Raw genomic sequence first — 17,139 nt, 5'->3', positions numbered from 1 at the left:
CGTTCGCTTGGCAGCGGCGGGCAAGAAAAAGGGACGATGACCTGGGGCATTACCCAGGCCATCGTCCCCATTCGTCTTCGAAGGATCGGTCAGGCCTTGACGGAGACCTGGACGCTCAGGCTCACCCGCAGGTCGATCTGCACCACGCGCTGCTGCTCACGGGACTGAAGGCCCTGAAGCACCTGGGCCAGCAACTGGAGGATGCCGGCGCTCGAAGCCGGCATGCCACCCACGCCAGGCACTTCGCCGCGCGCGGCGGCCAGCAGATTGCCGACACCCGATCTGCCGTCGGCGCCCGGTACATCGTGGGTCTCGATGGCCTTGTAGGTGTCGGGGTTCTGGAGCATGAACTTCGCAGCTGCGGCGACTTGGGGCGATGCCGTGCCGCTCTCGGCCAGCTGGTAGAGGCGGCCCGGCGTCATGTCCTTGCCGCCGAAAGCCTTCGCCAGCAGTCCGGCGTGGCACCCCAGCATGTGGTCGGCCAGGATGCGCGCGGCGCCTTGGCCGTCCAGCGGCGATGGCTGCACGGGCCGGGTGGGCCGCGAAGCGCCGTTGGACTGCGCGGTCCCCTGGCCCGTGAGCAACTGCAGGAGTTGCAGCAGCGCATCGAGCACGGAGCGGCTCGCGCCTGCGGTGCGTTGCGCCGAGCCGCCTTCGACGCCAGGGATCTCGCCGCGCGCGGCCGCCAACAGGTTGCCCAGGCCGGACTTGCCGTCGGCGCCTGGCACGTCGTGCGTCTCGATGGCACGGTAGATGTCGGGGTTCTTGAGCATGAACTTCGCGGCGTCGGCGATCTCGCCTTGGCCCTGGCTCAGCTGGTAGAGGCGGTCCGGCGTCATCGTGCCACCTTGCTGCTGCAGCAGATCGGCCAGGGTGTGCGCAGCGCTCTGTCCATCCAGTGGCGGCTGGGTGTTCGAGGTGGCCTTGAGCAGCTGCAGCAGCAGTTGCAGCAGCGGCAGGAGGGCTTGTGCCGAGCCGCCGGCCCGGCCCTGCACACCGGGGATCTCGCCGCGGGCGGCGGCCAGCAGATTGCCCAGGCCGGACTTGCCGTCGGCCCCGGCCACGTCGCGCGTTTCGATCGCGCGGTAGGTGTCGGGGTGCTGGAGCATGTACTTCGCGGCTTCGGCCACCTGGCCCTGTCCCTGGCTCAGCTGGTACAGGCGGTCCGGCGTCATGGGCTGGGTCTTGGGCAGAAAGCGCTTGCCGAAGAGATGGAGCGCGCCACCGGCTTCCTGCACCATGTGGTCTGCCAGGACGCGTGCTGCGCTCTGGCCGTCCAGGGGCGGGTTCGGCTCTGCATGGGCCTTCAGCAGCTTCAACAGTTGCTGCAGCAGCTTTTGCAGGCTGTCCAGGGAGTCCGTTGCGCCCTTCACGGCAGGGATCTCGCCGCGGGCGGCGGCCAGCAGGTTGCCCAGGCCGGACTTGCCGTCGGCCCCGGCCACGTCGCGCGTTTCGATCGCGCGGTAGGTGTCGGGGTGCTGGAGCATGTACTTCGCGGCTTCGGCTACCTTGCCCTGTCCCTGGCTCAACTGGTACAGGCGGTCCGGGGTCATGGGCTGGGTCTTGGGCAGAAAGCGCTTGCCGAAGAGGTGGAGCGCACCACCGGCTTCCTGCACCATGTGGTCGGCCAGGACGCGTGCCGCGCTCTGGCCGTTCATCGGCTGGGCCTGTGTCGGTTGCGACTGACCGGTCGGGCCCTGGAGCTGCGCCAGCAATTGCCGCAGCAGTTGCAGGACGTTGCCCAAGGCGCTGGAGGCCTGGCCGCCCACGCCGGGGACCTCCCCCCGCGCAGCCGCCAGCAGGTTGCCGACGCCGGATTTGCCGTCCGCGCCAGGCACGTCATGGGTTTCGATGGCGCGGTAGACATCGGGGTTCTGGAGCATGAATTTCGCCGCCGCCGCCACCTCGGGCGAGGCCTTGCCCCCCTCGGCCAGTTGATAGAGCCGTTCGGGTGTCATCGCCTGGGGCTTGAACAGGCGTGCCAGCGGCGAGGCGCTCCCCTGGAGCATGTGATCCGCCAGGATGCGGGAGGCATCCTGCGCGTCCATGGGCGGCTCGGCAGGGGCGGACCGTTGCTGGGCGCGGGGCGCCACCGGCGCTACACGGTCCTGGTCGGCCAGGGGCTGCAGCGTGGAGCCACCGGCGGGCCGGGGCGACGAAAGCCCCGAAAGGGCACCCTGGGCGGCCGCCTCGAAGTCGTCCGATTCCGACAGGCCGTCGGCGGCGCCCCCGTCGTTCGTCTCGATCTGGCGATAGGACTCGGGGTTCTGCAGCATGAACTTCGCTGCCGCCGAGACGGTGGGCGAGGTGTCGCTGTTGGGCCGCTTGGCCAGTTGGAAAAGCGTGTTGGGGTCGATGGACGGCACATGGTTCTGGCGCATGAAGGCCGCGATGGCGCCGGAGGCGGCCTGCTCGTTCATGGGCACCGCGCTCTCTGGCGCACTGTCCTGCAGTTGCGCGTCGTAGCCGCCGCGCGCCGCGAAGTCGAAACTGGAGACGTCCGCGGTACCGTCACCGCCCGAGGGGTCCAGCAGCGCGTAGATGTCCGGGTGGGTCAGCATGAAATTCGCCGCTTCCGAGACGTCCTCGGGCGTTTGGCCCGAGGTGTTGCGGGCCAGCCCGTAGAGCCCATTCGGCGTCTGCGTGTCGATGCCGTTCTGGTGCATGTATTTCGCCAGGGCCGCTGCGGCCTCCTTGGTCTGCGCGGCCGTGTTGCCCGCCGTTTTGCCGGGCTGGGCGCGCCCGATGCTGATGCTGAGAGAGGCTGTATAGCCGTTGACCGTGGTGTTCATGGACGCTGCTTTCGTTGGACAACGGAGGCGGCGGTTTCCGGCCACGCTCCCTGCCAGGGTGGAGAAAGATGTCTCGGGATTCGAGACGGAATGGATGGGCAAACGCTGTTCTTCGCGACCCTCAAAATCCCCCGTGGGGACAGCGGTAACGCGTGGATCGGGTGCGGCCTGCAGCAGCCTGCCCTGGGGCCCGGAACCCCTGCGGTGGGTGCCGGGCCACGGGGATCAGGCGGGCAGGGCCTGGTCGCGAAACGGCAGCGCCGCATCGGTCAGCAGCCACTGGATCAGATGGGCCGGGCTCAGATGCTCGGCCAATGCGATGGCCTGCGCCGACAGCTGGACCTTCGTGTCGCCCAGTCCTTGCTGCACCAGTGCGCGCGCTGCTTCGAGCACCAGGGGCTTGGCCGCCTCGATCGTGCCTGCGGGGTCGCCGGCGTCCACCAGCCGGCGGCGTGCATGCACCGGCACCTCGGCCAGCCGCACGAGCGAGGCGATCAGTGCCGCCGAAGGGGCCATGCCTCCGGGGTGAAAGCCTTTCTGGGCATCGACCAGCAGCCATTCGCGCTCTTCGTCGATGCACGCGATCGCGTCGCCGCAGGCGGGGTGCGCGGCCGGGCCCGACAGGCCGCTGGGAGCGCTCAGGCGCTCGAAGTCCGCGCTGTTGGCGTGCACCTGCGAAAGCCGGTTGTCCGAGAACAGGCGAAGGGTGCGGTTCAATTCGCGCCCCTCCTGGCCTGCCAGCGCTTCCAGCCGCACCAGCAGGCCCTGCACGGCCATGTGTCGCTGCGTCAAAGCGCTCTCGCAACCGGGTAGCAACAGGTTGCTGGACACCCAGAGCCCGGAAGAGCGAGGAAACCCGTCGTCCAGAAGAATGGGCGGCTGGACCATGGACACGAGCCGCAGGCGAACGCCCGCGCCGTCATGGGGAACGATCCGGTGCGCGCCGGCGCCCCAGGCCTGGGGCGGCTGCCGCTCGGCGGCGCTCATTGAGGGTGAAGGCATGGCGATGCTCCGAAGAAGGCGGGGCCCGCCGCACGCGCGGCCGGCGCGCCGTTGCGGTGGGGGCGCGGGTACTCGGTCTTGCGCAGGCCGCCCTGCGGCGTGATGCGGTAGATGATGTCGTCGCCGCGGGCCTCGATCCGCTGCCAGCCATGGCGCTCCATGAAGCGCAGGCAGCGGTGGTTGTCGTTCTCCACCGCGACCAGAATGTCGGCTTTCAGCGAAAACAGCCACTGCAGTGCCGGCTTGAGCAGCAGGGCCCAGAGGCCGTGGTAGCGCGGCAGCACCGCGATGTGGGCCTGTTCTCCATCGAACAGGATGCCGCCGATCGGCGCGCCATCGGACTCGAATCCGATGGACGGGCATTCGGCGTAGAACGCGGCGAAAGCGTCTCGGGTGACCGTCTGCGTGTAGTCCTGGGCGCAGCCCGCCGCGTAGCGGGCTGAATCCGCGTCGTAGAACACGCCCAGGTCGGCCTGGGGAGTGAGCTTCAGCATGGCGGCGGTCCTATGCGAGATCGCCAGCGATCTCGGGTTCCAGCTGGAGCAGCTCGCGCATGGATTTGCGCACGTGCTCGTCGCCGCTTTCCAGGCAGCTTTGCGCGTGGTAGTGCCAGGTGGGATCGCCCAGGATGTTCAGGCACAGGGCCTTGAGTTCCGGGGCGGTGTCCTCGCCCAGCGTGTTCAGGTACTGAAGGGCCTCCTGCGTGTAGCCCCGCTGGATCGCGATGAGCACCGGAAAGATCAGGTACTCCTCGGTGTCCGGGCTGAGCGCATTCAGCTCCTCCAGCATGGTTTCCGCTTCGTCCAGCTGGTTCTCGCGGATGGCGTTGACCAGGGAGACGGCCAAGGCGGCGATGGGATCTTCGTGAACATTGGAGTCGTCCATGGTCATTGCCTTTCAAAAGAAGTGAGGAAGAAGCGTCCGCGTCAGGCGCGGATGTGCATGTGCATGTCGATCGAAACGCGGGTTTCGGTCGCGCTGGCGGGCAGCTGTGGCAGCTGTGGCAGTTGCGGCAGGCCCTTGCCGAGGGACAGGCCCGCGGCCACGCCCTGGTTGGCGGTGTCGATCACCGACTGCATCACGCCGCTGATCACGTCCTTCACCACGGACTGGATGCGGTCCTGGATGCCGGAACGCAGGTCCGAGCCCAGCTGGCTGCCCACGCCGCCCGCGCTCGGCGACGATGCGCCGCCCGTCGGTTGCAGGCCCTGAAGGCCCTTGGCCATGACCTGGTCGACGATGCCCTGGATGGCCTGGTCCGCCACGCCGAGCAGCTTTTCCTGGATGGAGTTCTGCAGGCCTTGCTTGAGGTCCGAGGCCACCTGGCGGCTGCCCGACTTCAGGCCCGTCGCATTGCGCGGGCTGCTCACGTTGGACAGCGTGTCCTCGAGCACGCCCTGGCCGAGCGCTGCCAGCGCGCTGTTCTGGTCGAGCCCCAGCTTGGGCAGCAGCGTGTACAGGGCGGCTTGCACAGCGGCCTGGATGGCCATGTCGACGGCGTTGTGCACGGAGTTCTGCACCGATTCCTTGACGGCCTCGCGGCGGGTCTGCGGCGGCACTTCGTCCGGGCCCTGTGCATGGCGCGAGCCATCCGTGCCGCGGCGGCCGCGGGTCTGCACGGCCGTGCTGGCGGCGTCCTGCAATGCACCGCCGAGCAGGTTCGTGCCGGTGCCGACCGCGTTTGAGTCGTTGTTGGGGTCCAGCGTCTGCTGCAGGCTGAGCATCAGCTTGTCGATGGTGCTCTGGACGACCGTATCGACCGCATCGCGGGCCGCGGTTTCGGCGGCGTCGCGCGCGCCCTGGCGGAAGCCCGTCGGGGACATGCCGGACAGGTCGTCCCCGTTCTGGCGCAGTCCGGTCGAGCGGGTGTCGGGCAGGTCGTTGGCGCCCTTGCGGAAGCTCTCGCCATCGGCGAAACGGCCCGCGCGCGAGGAACTCAGGCCGCCGCTGGTGGCTGCACCGATCGTGTCCACGGCCAGGCCACCCAGCAGCGATGTGCCGTTGGGATCCAGCACCTTGGATGCGGCCTTGGTGACTTCCTGCGTGGCCAGGTCGATGGTGGAGTCCACCGCCAGGCGCGCCACGTTCTTGGCGATGCCGCCGGGCCCGAAATTGGAGGCGGTTTCCATGGCGCCCAGCGCCAGGTCCTTGATGCCGTTCAGGGCCTGCGAAAGGTTGCCTTTGGCAATGCCCTTGGCCAGGCCGATGGCACCGTTCTTGATGTTGGAGAGACCGCCCTCGACGCTGTCCACTGCGGTGTCGACCACCTTCTGGGCAACGCTCTGCACTTTCTTGAGCACCTTGTCGAGCGCCCCGTCCAGTAAGGTATTGGCCGCCAATGCGGCCGGCGTGAGGTTGATGGCGCCGCGGGCGATGTCTCCGCCCGCCTCTCCCAGCTTCTTGAGACCGGCCGCTGCCCCTTTCAAATCGAGCGTGACCAGGCCTTTGGCGATTTGCCCTACGCCCTGAACGGCTTTTTCAATGCCCTTCGCGATTGACTTGAACGCGTTTTTTATCGCACCCATGGATTGACCCCTTGCAGTTGATGAAGAAATGCACTGGACGGCAATCGGCCTTTTCGGAACGGAAAGGGGGCGGTTGCAGGACCCAACGCGGAGGTTCCGACTTTCCGCGTGGCAAGCGTATGTAAACGCTTTGTATGCGATGCGGATTGCGGCCATGCGAAGTGCGGCGGGCACCGGCGTGGCGCGTGAGAGCGGCGCGCCGGAGGGCTCGTTGAGGGAGGCTGAGGGGCTGGGCAGGGGCTGGCGCCCAGCCAATCCGTCCTTTGCACGGCGGGGCGGGCAGGCAGGTGATAATCGCCGCCATGCCTCATCCGCGTCCTTGCCTGGCGGCACCCTTCCCCCTTCGTTGGCGCAAGCCTGCGAACTGACACCCCTGGTGCGCCCGCGCGGGCGCGCATCCCAAAAAAGTCTCCCCCCGCTGCCTCGGCAGCCGCGGACCCGCCCGGACCGGGCTGCGCCGTGTGACGGGGGGGCATTTCTCAACGGGGGCCGGGCCCGGCCCCCCAAGCATTCAAGAGGTCAAAGCCATGCTGCTGATGGTCGACAACTACGACAGCTTCACCTACAACATCGTCCAGTACTTCGGAGAGCTGGGTGCCGAGGTCGAGGTGTACCGCAACGACGAGATCACGCTGGAGGGCATCGCCGCACGGGCGCCCGACCGGCTCGTCATCTCCCCCGGGCCGTGCTCGCCGGTCGAAGCCGGCATCTCGGTGGCCGCCATCCACCACTTCGCCGGCAAGCTGCCCATCCTGGGCGTGTGCCTGGGCCACCAGGCCATCGGGGCCGCATTCGGCGGGACCATCGTGCGGGCCCAGGAACTGATGCACGGCAAGACCAGCGTGATCACCACCACCCAACAAGGCGTGTTCGCCGGCCTGCCCGAGCAGTTCACGGTGAACCGCTACCACTCGCTGTCCATCGAGCGGGCCACCTGCCCGGACGTGCTGGAGGTGACCGCCTGGACCGACGACGGCGAGATCATGGGCGTGCGCCACAAGACGCTGGACATCGAAGGCGTGCAGTTCCACCCGGAAAGCATCCTCACCGAGCACGGCCACGCCATGCTGCGCAACTTCCTGCAGGCGCGGCCATGATCGAGACGCACCAGCTACTCCTGTTCATCGCGGCCGGATGGCTGCTCAACCTCACGCCCGGGCCGGACGTGCTCTACATCGTCACGAACGCGCTGAAATCCGGCGTGCGCGCCGGGCTCGTCGCGGGCTTCGGGATCACGGCCGGGTGCTTCGTGCACATCGCCGCGGCGGCCGTGGGCGTGGGGGCGCTGCTGGCCGCGTCGGCCACGGCCTTCACGGCGCTCAAATGGGTGGGGGCCGCCTACCTGCTGTGGATGGGCGTTCGCATGCTGTGGGCCAAGGCCCCTGCCAACGCGGCCGGTGGCGCCGATCTGGCCGCCGCGCGCGCTGCGCCCTCGGCGCCAACTTCGCTGAAGAAGGTGTTCCTGGGCGGGTTCTGGACCAACGTGCTCAACCCCAAGGTGGCCATCTTCTTTCTGGCCTTCGTGCCCCAGTTCATCGCACCGGGCACCGAGAACAAGGCCTGGGCCTTCGTGCTGCTGGGCGTGCTGTTCAACATCAACGCCATTCCGGTCAACGCCGGCTGGGCGCTGGCGGCGGCCTGGATGGCCCGCCGCCAGGGTGCGATCCAGCGAGGCATGCATTGGCTGGACCGCGTGGCCGGTGCGATGTTCATCGGTTTCGGCATCCGGCTCGCGCTCTCCGAGCGTCCCGGCGCCTGAGCTTCATTCGAGGAAACGGAATGTCCATTACCCCCCAGGAAGCGCTGCAGCGCACCATCGAGCACCGCGAAATCTTCCACGACGAGATGCTGCACCTGATGCGCCTCATCATGCGCGGCGAACTGTCGCCCGTGATGACGGCGGCCATCGTGACCGGCCTGCGCGTCAAGAAGGAAACCATCGGCGAGATCGCTGCCGCCGCGCAGGTCATGCGCGAGTTCTCCAACAAGGTCCACGTGCCGGGCACCACGCACATGGTGGACATCGTGGGCACGGGCGGCGACGGTGCCAACACCTTCAACATCTCCACCTGCGCGATGTTCGTGGCCGCCGCTGCCGGCGCCAAGACCGCCAAGCACGGCGGGCGCGGCGTCTCCAGCAAGAGCGGCAGCGCCGACGTAATGGAGTCGCTGGGCGTGCACATCAACCTGCCGCCCGAGGCCATCGCGCGCTGCATCGCCGAGGTCGGCATCGGCTTCATGTTCGCGCCCAACCACCACCCCGCCATGAAGAACGTGGCGCCGGTGCGCAAGGAAATGGGCGTGCGCACCCTGTTCAACATCCTCGGGCCGCTCACCAACCCGGCGGGCGCGCCCAACATCCTCATGGGGGTGTTCCACCCCGACCTGGTGGGCATCCAGGTGCGCGCGCTGCAGCGGCTGGGCGCCGAGCATGCCGTGGTGGTCTATGGCCGCGACGGCATGGACGAGGTCAGCCTGGGCGCGGCCACGCTGGTGGGCGAGCTGAAAAAGGGCGAGATCACCGAATACGAAATCCACCCCGAAGACTTCGGCCTGGCCATGGCCAGCAACCGGACCCTGAAGGTGGACACCCCCGAGCAGTCGCGCGAGGTGCTGCTGGGCGTGCTGCGCGGCCAGCCCGGCCCGGCCCAGGACATCGTCTGCCTGAATGCCGGCGCGGCGCTGTATGCCGCCAACGTGGCCGACTCGATCGCGGACGGCATCGTCCGCGCCCGCGCCGCCATTGTCAGCGGCGCCGCCCTCGCCAAGCTGGAGCAACTCGTCGCGTGCACCCATGCGCTGGCGGCCTGAGGCATTGCCCCATGTGGTGCTGCCCTGCCAACTTCGGCGCCCTCGGCCTCCCGAGGTCGATGCCGCGCTTTGTCGCGGCATTCCCGAAGACCGCAGCCCACCGGGCGTGGCCGAGGCGCTCGCTCTGGAAGATGCCTGCGCTTTGCTCGGCGCGCTGATGCGCACGGGTCGATGCAACTTCGCCATGCCATGACGCAGGACCTCATGAAGCGGCCTCGGGTGGAGCATGGCCCGCTCCACAGCGTCGAAGCACTGGCGTTGGCCCTGACGCGAGTGCAGCGCTTGTTGTTGCCCGAGGCCTTGAACCCGCCGCGCGGCCCATGGGCGTATGCCGCCATGCTGGGCCCTGTTTCGCTGTTTCTGGGCTGGAAGGCCATGCAGGTTCCCGGTCTGGACGCGCCACCGATTTCCTGGGGGGTGGCGGTAGTCACCGGCGTGCTGGCTGCTGCAGCCATTTGGATACTGGCTCGCCAGGAGCGTCGGTGGCGCGGCTGGTGTGTGGACTTCGAACAGTTGCGCATCATGGCGGTGGGGCAGGGCCCTCAGCCTCCCATCGTTTTGAATGCCACGGAGCACAGCCTGGGCTGCTACGTCGGAAGCAGCGCCGCGCACGGCACCTGTTTTGTGCTGGAGTTGCGCCATGTGCGGCGCGGCCCGGTGGCGCAACTGACCTCTGTTACGTTTTCTGCCGTGCGCCAGGCGACCTGGAATCAACAATTGCAACAGCTGGATCGTTGCGTTGACATGCTGGCCGAGCGCCTTCACATTCGTCGCTCTGGCGAGCCGCTGCGCCCGATGCGCTGACCCTATTTCCCATTCCCTGATTGCCTTCCATGTCCGACATCCTGAACAAGATCATTGCCGTCAAGCGCGAGGAAATCGCGGCAGCGCAAAAGAAAGCGCCCCTGGCCGCCATTCGCGCGGATGCGGAAAGCCGCGTGCTCACGCGCGACTTCGAAGGGGCGCTGCGCGCAAAAATAGCCAAGGGCCAGGCGGCGGTGATCGCCGAGGTCAAGAAGGCCAGCCCGTCCAAGGGCGTGCTGCGCGCGGATTTCATTCCCGCCGACATCGCCCAGAGCTATGCCGAGGGCGACGGCAAGGTGAGCGCGGCGTGCCTGTCGGTGCTGACCGACCGGCAGTTTTTCCAGGGCCAGCCCGACTACCTGAAGCAGGCGCGCGCCAGCTGCCAGCTGCCGGTGCTGCGCAAGGATTTCATGGTGGACGCCTACCAGATCTATGAATCGCGGGCCATGGGCGCCGATGCCATCCTGCTGATCGCGGCCTGCCTGGACGATGCGCAGATGGCCGATTTCGAGGCCATCGCCCGCAGCCTGGACATGGCGGTGCTGGTGGAGGTGCACGACGGCGCCGAGCTGGACCGGGCGCTGCGCCTGCGCACGCCGCTGGTGGGCATCAACAACCGCAATCTACGGACCTTCGAGGTGTCGCTCTCGACCACCCTGGCGCTGCAAAAGAACGTGCCGGCTGACCGCCTGCTGGTGACCGAGTCGGGCATTCTCTCGCCCGCCGACGTGCGGCAGATGCGCGATGCGGGCGTGAACGCCTTCCTGGTCGGCGAGGCCTTCATGCGGGCGCCGGAACCCGGCGAGGCCCTGGCCAAGCTGTTCGCCTGACACCGGTTTGCTGGGTGCTATTAAATTAATAGCGATATGCCCTAGATCTTATTGTGCTGGAGACTGTTTTGAGCATGAATGATTCCGTGGCGCCGTCCACCCAGCTGCACAGCGCCGATCCTGCCGACTGGCCCGTGGCGCCCGGATGGCAGCCCCTGGTTGATGCCTTTTTCGCCGGTGCGCGGGGGCAGGCGCTGCTGGCGTTTCTGAAGGCACGGCTGGCGGATGGCGCCGCCATCTTCCCGCCCCGGCCGCTGCGCGCGCTGGAGCTGACCCCGCCCGATCAGGTGCGCGTGGTCATCCTGGGGCAGGACCCGTACCACGGCCGCGGGCAGGCCGAGGGCCTCGCGTTTTCGGTGGCGCCCGGCGTGCAACTGCCGCCTTCGCTGCGCAACATCTTCAAGGAGATGCAGCGCGACCTGGGCACCCCCTTTCCCGCCTGGCCCGAGCCGGGCGGCAGCCTCGCCAAATGGGCAAAAAATGGCGTGCTGCTGCTCAACACCTGCCTCACCGTGGAAGAGGGCCAGGCCGCCAGCCATTCCGGCAAGGGCTGGGAGGAGCTCACCGACGCAGTGATCCGCCATGTGGCCGAGGGCGATCGGCCGGTGGTGTTCATGCTGTGGGGCTCGCACGCCCAATCCAAGCGCGTTTGGATTCCGGGCGACCGGGGCCATCTGGTGCTCACCGCCAACCACCCTTCGCCGCTGTCCGCGCTGCGCCCGCCGGTGCCGTTCATCGGGTGCGGGCACTTCGGCAAGGCGCGGGAGTTTCGCCAGCAGCACGCCGAGAAGTAGCCGCGGCGTGAGGGCTGGGCGGGCCCCCACGCTATGCAAAAAAGGGGGCTTCGCCAGCTCCTGAGCTGCTTCGGGTTTTGAGAGTCTTTCCGCAGTACCACAGCCATCCTTCTGGCTGTAGATTTACTTCGTCAAGGTCTTCCATGCCATCGGGAAATGTCAACCATCGCGGCCGTACCGCAGGGACACCCGCGCGTCCTGCAACGACGCCATCGTCGCAGGATGCGGCTCCCCCGGCCAGGTCATCAGCGGGGCGGCAGCGTGGCAGCACGCTGCATCAGGGTGGGCCTTCGGATACGTTGCGCCCGCGTGGCGGGGCGCAGGCTGGTGACGCTGCCAGCGCCACAGCACAGCGCCCACGGGCCAACGTTCCGCCGCGGCCCGACGTCTTGGGAGCGGCTTTGGCGCGCCCTTCGCCTGCGGCCCGGTCGGCGGCCACGACCATCGACGAGGCGATTCCCCATCTGAATCGGTATCAGACGTTCATGGGGCGCTTGTCGCTGGAGCGTGACGCTGCATTGACGCGCAGGGCATCGTCCCCCGCTTTCGAGCAAGCCCAGCTCGCCATGGAGGCGCTGGGAAAACTGACGATGGGCCAACGGCACCACGCGGGCCCACGCATTCCGGTGTTCATCGAGCAGCAGCGGACGATGTCCGCCTACCGCATGGTCATGACCACGCCGAAATCGGGCGTCGACCAATTGGCGTAAGAGTTGCTGTACCACCCCGACGCGGCAAGCTACCAGGCGGCCTGGGCCGGCTATGTCGAAAAAGCAGATGCGCAACTCAAAGAGCTGGAGCCTTTGGGCAAGGCTCTGTCGGACACCATCGATTCGCTCGGAAAGCGGGAAACGTTCGAATCGACGCCCGACGCTGCCACGACGCTCAAGGCGGCGGTGATGGGCGCTGCCAAGGCACGGCTCATCGCCATTGAGTCGCACGTGGATCGCGTGATGCTGGGCGTCATGATGCTGGCGCAAGCCGATGCTGCCGACAGCGTGACCGAGCAGACTCTGAAACTGCAGAAAGAGTTTGTCGGCGATGTCGTGCACCTGCGCAAGGCCGCCGATCTGCTGTTGGATGCGCGTGTGGCGCCTCACCCCCAGGAGGTGGCATGGCTGGAGGGCTATGTGATGGCGCTGGAGCGCCACGCGCGGGATCACCTCATGGAGGCGACCCGGCACCTGCCACCCGACCAGGACCTGTCGGCGTCACCGGTGGGCAAGGCCGCCCTGGAGCTGGCGGCGTCCATCCGGTTGCTGGCCAGCGAGATCGGCAAGGTGCTGACGGCGCAAAAGCTCTCGCCGCAGATGGCTGCCCGCGTTCATGACCTCACGGTCGAGGGCCGGTCGACGCAGGTTCAAGAACCGCCGATCGAGGAGGCGGAACCCGCCCTTTCCGCGCAGGAGTCGGCCGTGTCGGAGGGGCCCTCCAAATCCGGCCGCAAGCACCGCCGCAACGCCAAGGCTCGCATTCTGCGGGCGGCCCATCGACTCCATCGGTCGGAAAGCCGGCATTGTCCGCGGCGCAAGAGGTCACCATCGAACTGGCGACGGAGCGGCTCCAGCGGTTTCGCAAGCCGCCACAGCCGACGGGCGGGGCGCGATTCGACTTTTTCGCGTTGGCGGAGTCGATGAATCGCGATGTGTCCCGCATCCGCACCGCCATGGACACCGGCATCGACCCAATCCACGTGGCGCAATCCATGCGCAATGCGCTGGTGAGCTGGTTCGGCCAGCCCGGCATCTGGGCTCAACGGAGCCAGCAGCTCGACAGCATGGCGGGCCCCGTCATGGAGGAGCCTTCGATGGCACGGTTGCGCGACGACGTGGCGCAGCGGACCGCCGCCGTGCAGGCCCTGCACGACCAGGTCCGGCAGATCGAGATCGACCTCATCAAGCAATACGCCTATCCGATGGCACGCCATGTATCGATGCTGCTGGCATCGGGCGAAGCCATGCCGGAGGGAGCGGTGAGCAAGCTTCGGTCCGAAGGCGATCCGGACGACACCCACGGCAAGGTGTTCGAAGTGCGCCTTGCGGGGCGTCCGCTGTCGGACGGGCAGCCCGCACCGTCGCTTTACGTGCATTTCCACACGGAGAAAGTCGTGGACACCGGTGCCATCGCCACCATCTCCCCCGAGGACCTGGCGGCGGTGCACGTCAAGACGGCCGAGCAATGTGGGCGGGGCAAGAACTGGGAAAGCATCAACGCCGCGATACTCGGCCCTGTGCACCGGGGGCCTTTGACGGACCAGGTGTTGCTGGACCTGCAAAAGCGCATGAAGCGCTGATGCGGGTGACGCTGATCTTTGGGGTTTTCAAGGGGCAGGTCCATGGCGGGTGAACTCACTGCTTCCGGCAAAGCGAGCCGAAGCCCACGCGCGCATCGCGCCGGCCAGGAGCCAGCGTCAGGGCCTTCCCGGGACGTGCCCAGCGTGGCATCGCGGCGTGACAGTTCGCCGGCGGGCTCGCCCAGCGGCATTGCAGCGCATCTCCCGTCCCGTCCCAGAAGCACCGTGGCCAGCGGAGAGACGTCCCAGCTTCGCGCGGCGCTGCCCGTTCAGCGGCCACCGAAACCGGCGCAGCAAGCACGGCTCGAGAAGCGGGAGAAAAAGCAGGCGGCCATCGTTGCCGGCGAAACCGTCGACAAGGCGACGGCCTATATCGAAACCTTCGACAGACTGTGCATGGCCGGAGGGGTCACGCCCCACAATCAACAGCGCATCCTGGAAACGGCGTTCCAGTGGGCCGATCGCGGCATTGCCGCTTTCGACGGCCTGACCGAACTCCAGCGCCAAGACCCACAAGGGCGAAATGCTTTCGTGACCCTCTACCAAAAGCGCGCGGCCTTGGCGGCCTTTCTGGTCCAGCACCTTCCCGAGGTGCCCGTCGAGCAAGGCCATGCGCTTTCGCAGCGCATGCTGGAGGCGCGCTCCCAGCCCGTGGACCTGGTCGCCTTGGACAGGGATTTGAATGCGCACCTCGGCCAGGTCGATCAAGTCATCGAGGCGATCCGGCCGTACATCACTGCCACGTCCGAGGCCATCGAGAAGCTGGGCACCCCGGCCCACCTCAAAGCCCACCCCGGCTTGGTCGGGGTCTTGAAGGAAGCCACGCACACGCTCACGAAACTGCGGATGCAGGCCTTCGACATGCACAAGGAAAAGATCTGGACCCTGGGCAATCGCATGGTGGTCGCAGAGGGCATGGACGGCATCGAGATTCTCCGAGAGATCGTGGCGCTGTTGAGCTGCGCGGTGGATCTGTCGGACCGCGCCGCGATCGATCTGCTGCAGGACGCGCGCATCCCCATGCGGGGAGACACGGCGGCCCACGCGGGGCGCATGCAAAACGGTGCGTTGCGCTTGCGGGGGCACGCGCAGGCGTTCATCTTGCTGGCGAGCCGCCATTTCGATACCGAAGCGGGTGCCTCGCAGGCGGTCGCCCTGGATTTCGCCAAGCGTTTGGCGAAATCCATCGGGGCCCTGGCCCAGGAATGCGATGCCGTGCTCGATGGGCACAAGGTGTCCGTTGCCACCGCGAACCGGCTGGAAGGCACCACCTACCTGGGGGTGCCCACGCGTCCGTCCAACTGGGCGCCGCCCGACGACGAAGCACCGATGGCACCGGGGCCGTACGATTTAGTCGCATCCCCTTCCACGCCGGCGCCCAGGCGCTCCTATGCCGGCAAGGCCCGCAAGGCCCCGGCAGGTGGGCATGTGCCGCCGGACGGCATCGGCGGCCCGGCAGCCGTCGCGCTGTCCCTTCGCCAGACCGTCGTGCTGGAACTGGCGCAAGAGCGCCTCAAAGCGTTCCCGGCTCCCAAGGCCGGCAGGCTGCGGGAGCCCGGCGACGTGCTGGCGTTGGGTGCGTCCCTTCGCAAGGACACCGTGACGATCGGTGCAGCAATCGGGCAGAACAACGATCCGCTGAACCTGGCGCGCCAGATCCGGTTCACGCTCGATGGATGGTTCGGCGATCCAGGCCAGTGGAAGGTCCGGCGCCAGCAATTGGCGGAGGCCGGCGCGGAGGGATCGACGCTGGTCCTGGACACCCTTCGGGCCCTGGACCAGCGCATCGAAGCCATCGATGCCATGCACCGATCCGTCCACGCCATGGGGACGGACCTGATCAAGACCTTTCCGTATCCCGAGCTCAAGCATGTCTCGCACTTGCTGCAACAGGGCGTGGCGGCGGATGGCGGCATGCTGCGCATCGGCGCGCCGCGCAAACTGCGCTCGCTGGGCGATCCCGACGACCGCCATGGAACCCTTTTCGAGGTGAGGCTCGATACGGGAACGCTCGCTGACGGCCGGCCGGCGCCCGCGCTCTACGTGCATTTGCACACCAAGGTGCCGATCACGGCCGAGGCATGCCGCACCGTCGAATTCGACGGGCTGGACGCATTCCATGTGAAGACGGCCGATCAGTCTGGAAAAGGGGCAACCTGGGAACTCCTGAACGACGCCCTGCACAGCGTGCACCGAGGCGTGCTCGACGCCGAGGTGCTGAAAGCGCTGCAGCACCGCATGGCAAGCCCCTGATCCCGCAGGCCTGCACTGCCGCCTGTCACAGCCCCGGCAACTCTTGCTTCAACCGCTCCAGAAAGGCCTGCGCAGCCACGGGCAGCGCGCGGCCGGCGAGGGTCTGCACTTCGATGTCGCGCAGGTCCATGCCCGGATCGCCGAGGGGCCGTGCCACGATGGCGCCTGCGGCCACGGCATGGCGCGTGGCGATTTCGCTCGACACCGACACGCCGCCGCCGTGCGCCACGAACTCCAGCACGGTGCGGGCGTGGTTGCTGACCAGCACGGGCTCCAGCTGCAGGCCCTGGCGGCTGCAGGCCATGTCGATCATCTGGCGCACGATGGTTTCCTGCGGCGGCAGCACGAGCGGGAACCGGGCCATCTGCGCCAGGCTGATGCGGCTGGCGCCGGCCAGCGGGTGCCCGGGCGGCAGCATGGCCAGCACGGGCGCGCTCTGGCGGTGGGCCACCTGGATGCCGGGCTGCGGCGCGCGGCTGAAGCACAGGCCGATGTCGGCCACGCCCGTGCGCACGGCCTCCGGCACCTGCGCAGTGGGCAGCGCCGTCACCGTGAAGCGGATGCCCGCATGCTCGCGCTGGAACGCCACGCACAGCCGGGGCACCAGTTCATTGGCGAACACATCCGAGGTGGCCAGGCGCACCTGGCCCGCACGCAGCCCGAGCAGCGCGCCGATCTCGCCCAGCGCGCGCTCGGCGTCCAGCCCGGTGCGCCGCGCATGCGTGGCGAGGATCTCGCCGGCCGCCGTCAGCACCATGCCGCGCGGGTGCCGCTCGAACAGCGGCGTGCCCAGCTGCGCTTCCAGCCCCGCGATCTGGCGGCTCAGGGCCGAGGCGGCCACGTGCAGCCGGGCGGAGGCTTCGGTCAGCGATCCGCATTGCGCCACTTCGAGGAAGTAGCGCAGGGCGGTGTCTTGCAGCAGGTGGGCTCGCATGGTGGAGAACGGCGCGAAGGGCTTTGAAGGGGTTTGCTCGGGAAGGTGCAAAGTATCGAGTGCTTTGCTGTTGCGGCAAAGGTCTTTGCCGAATTGCTGTT

General features: G+C 67.8%; 16 protein-coding genes. 10 read left to right on the top strand and 6 right to left on the bottom strand.

Features of this window, described 5'->3' with window-relative positions; all coding sequences use genetic code 11:
• Positions 1–89: 89 nt before the first annotated feature.
• From M5C96_RS23390 to M5C96_RS23370, 5 genes are all read right to left on the bottom strand, one after another.
• Entirely contained in the window at positions 90–2,792 is a 2,703-nt protein-coding gene (locus M5C96_RS23390) for a hypothetical protein (protein ID WP_272565605.1), read from the bottom strand.
• A gap of 225 nt (positions 2,793–3,017) precedes the next feature.
• On the bottom strand, positions 3,018–3,794 hold the full coding sequence (locus M5C96_RS23385) for a hypothetical protein (RefSeq protein ID WP_272565604.1): 777 nt from the start codon (positions 3,792–3,794) through the stop codon (positions 3,018–3,020).
• Complete coding sequence (locus tag M5C96_RS23380; protein WP_272565601.1) at positions 3,776–4,288, bottom strand: GNAT family N-acetyltransferase; 513 nt, start codon at positions 4,286–4,288, stop codon at positions 3,776–3,778. The genes M5C96_RS23385 and M5C96_RS23380 overlap by 19 nt, the downstream gene beginning before the upstream one ends.
• A 10-nt stretch (positions 4,289–4,298) precedes the next feature.
• The gene (locus tag M5C96_RS23375; protein WP_272565598.1) at positions 4,299–4,679 is read right to left on the bottom strand and encodes an HrpB1 family type III secretion system apparatus protein; all 381 of its coding nucleotides are present in this window, start codon (positions 4,677–4,679) and stop codon (positions 4,299–4,301) included.
• A 41-nt stretch (positions 4,680–4,720) separates the two neighbouring features.
• The gene (locus M5C96_RS23370) at positions 4,721–6,319 is read right to left on the bottom strand and encodes a hypothetical protein (protein ID WP_272565595.1); all 1,599 of its coding nucleotides are present in this window, start codon (positions 6,317–6,319) and stop codon (positions 4,721–4,723) included.
• 527 nt (positions 6,320–6,846) lie between these two features.
• Between M5C96_RS23370 and M5C96_RS23365 the strand changes: the two genes are divergently transcribed.
• The 10 genes from M5C96_RS23365 to M5C96_RS23320 all read left to right on the top strand — a co-directional run bounded on the left by M5C96_RS23365 (position 6,847) and on the right by M5C96_RS23320 (position 16,104).
• On the top strand, positions 6,847–7,416 hold the full coding sequence (locus M5C96_RS23365) for an aminodeoxychorismate/anthranilate synthase component II (protein ID WP_272565594.1): 570 nt from the start codon (positions 6,847–6,849) through the stop codon (positions 7,414–7,416).
• Positions 7,413–8,078 carry a LysE family translocator gene (locus M5C96_RS23360; protein WP_272565592.1) on the top strand — a complete coding sequence of 222 codons (666 nt, stop codon included), beginning with the start codon at positions 7,413–7,415 and terminating at the stop codon, positions 8,076–8,078. Before M5C96_RS23365 ends, M5C96_RS23360 begins: the two co-directional genes overlap by 4 nt.
• Before the next feature lie 20 nt (positions 8,079–8,098).
• Positions 8,099–9,130 carry an anthranilate phosphoribosyltransferase gene (gene trpD, locus M5C96_RS23355; protein ID WP_272565589.1) on the top strand — a complete coding sequence of 344 codons (1,032 nt, stop codon included), beginning with the start codon at positions 8,099–8,101 and terminating at the stop codon, positions 9,128–9,130.
• 189 nt (positions 9,131–9,319) lie between these two features.
• On the top strand, positions 9,320–9,934 hold the full coding sequence (locus M5C96_RS23350) for a hypothetical protein (protein WP_272565586.1): 615 nt from the start codon (positions 9,320–9,322) through the stop codon (positions 9,932–9,934).
• A gap of 29 nt (positions 9,935–9,963) precedes the next feature.
• Complete coding sequence (gene trpC, locus M5C96_RS23345) at positions 9,964–10,764, top strand: indole-3-glycerol phosphate synthase TrpC (protein ID WP_272565585.1); 801 nt, start codon at positions 9,964–9,966, stop codon at positions 10,762–10,764.
• Between the two features lie 74 nt (positions 10,765–10,838).
• A complete protein-coding gene (locus M5C96_RS23340; protein WP_272565583.1) occupies positions 10,839–11,558 on the top strand; it encodes a uracil-DNA glycosylase in 720 nt (239 codons plus the stop codon).
• A 401-nt stretch (positions 11,559–11,959) separates the two neighbouring features.
• Entirely contained in the window at positions 11,960–12,268 is a 309-nt protein-coding gene (locus tag M5C96_RS23335) for a hypothetical protein (RefSeq protein WP_272565582.1), read from the top strand.
• 3 nt (positions 12,269–12,271) lie between these two features.
• Positions 12,272–13,195 carry a hypothetical protein gene (locus M5C96_RS23330; protein ID WP_272565581.1) on the top strand — a complete coding sequence of 308 codons (924 nt, stop codon included), beginning with the start codon at positions 12,272–12,274 and terminating at the stop codon, positions 13,193–13,195.
• An 8-nt stretch (positions 13,196–13,203) separates the two neighbouring features.
• Positions 13,204–13,851: a hypothetical protein gene (locus tag M5C96_RS23325; RefSeq protein WP_272565578.1), complete on the top strand. Its 648-nt coding sequence runs from the start codon at positions 13,204–13,206 to the stop codon at positions 13,849–13,851.
• Between the two features lie 225 nt (positions 13,852–14,076).
• A complete protein-coding gene (locus M5C96_RS23320) occupies positions 14,077–16,104 on the top strand; it encodes a hypothetical protein (RefSeq protein ID WP_272565577.1) in 2,028 nt (675 codons plus the stop codon).
• Between the two features lie 25 nt (positions 16,105–16,129).
• Here M5C96_RS23320 and M5C96_RS23315 read toward each other — a convergent pair whose 3' ends face one another.
• The gene (locus tag M5C96_RS23315) at positions 16,130–17,038 is read right to left on the bottom strand and encodes a LysR family transcriptional regulator (RefSeq protein WP_272565576.1); all 909 of its coding nucleotides are present in this window, start codon (positions 17,036–17,038) and stop codon (positions 16,130–16,132) included.
• Positions 17,039–17,139: the final 101 nt, after the last annotated feature.

Source organism: Acidovorax sp. GBBC 1281 (assembly GCF_028473645.1).
In the GTDB taxonomy this organism is placed as follows: Bacteria; Pseudomonadota; Gammaproteobacteria; order Burkholderiales; family Burkholderiaceae_C; genus Paracidovorax.
The sequence above is the reverse complement of the archived record's forward strand: the minus strand, read 5'-3'. Positions and strand labels throughout refer to the sequence as shown.

Coding starts and splice junctions, on each gene's coding strand:
- M5C96_RS23370 (WP_272565595.1), bottom strand. CDS start 6,319: ATGGGTGCGATAAAAAACGCGTTCAAGTCAATCGCGAAGGGCATTGAA.
- M5C96_RS23350 (WP_272565586.1), top strand. CDS start 9,320: ATGACGCAGGACCTCATGAAGCGGCCTCGGGTGGAGCATGGCCCGCTC.
- M5C96_RS23380 (WP_272565601.1), bottom strand. CDS start 4,288: ATGCTGAAGCTCACTCCCCAGGCCGACCTGGGCGTGTTCTACGACGCG.
- trpC (WP_272565585.1), top strand. CDS start 9,964: ATGTCCGACATCCTGAACAAGATCATTGCCGTCAAGCGCGAGGAAATC.
- M5C96_RS23375 (WP_272565598.1), bottom strand. CDS start 4,679: ATGGACGACTCCAATGTTCACGAAGATCCCATCGCCGCCTTGGCCGTC.
- M5C96_RS23315 (WP_272565576.1), bottom strand. CDS start 17,038: ATGCGAGCCCACCTGCTGCAAGACACCGCCCTGCGCTACTTCCTCGAA.
- M5C96_RS23340 (WP_272565583.1), top strand. CDS start 10,839: ATGAATGATTCCGTGGCGCCGTCCACCCAGCTGCACAGCGCCGATCCT.
- M5C96_RS23385 (WP_272565604.1), bottom strand. CDS start 3,794: ATGCCTTCACCCTCAATGAGCGCCGCCGAGCGGCAGCCGCCCCAGGCC.
- M5C96_RS23360 (WP_272565592.1), top strand. CDS start 7,413: ATGATCGAGACGCACCAGCTACTCCTGTTCATCGCGGCCGGATGGCTG.
- trpD (WP_272565589.1), top strand. CDS start 8,099: ATGTCCATTACCCCCCAGGAAGCGCTGCAGCGCACCATCGAGCACCGC.
- M5C96_RS23365 (WP_272565594.1), top strand. CDS start 6,847: ATGCTGCTGATGGTCGACAACTACGACAGCTTCACCTACAACATCGTC.
- M5C96_RS23390 (WP_272565605.1), bottom strand. CDS start 2,792: ATGAACACCACGGTCAACGGCTATACAGCCTCTCTCAGCATCAGCATC.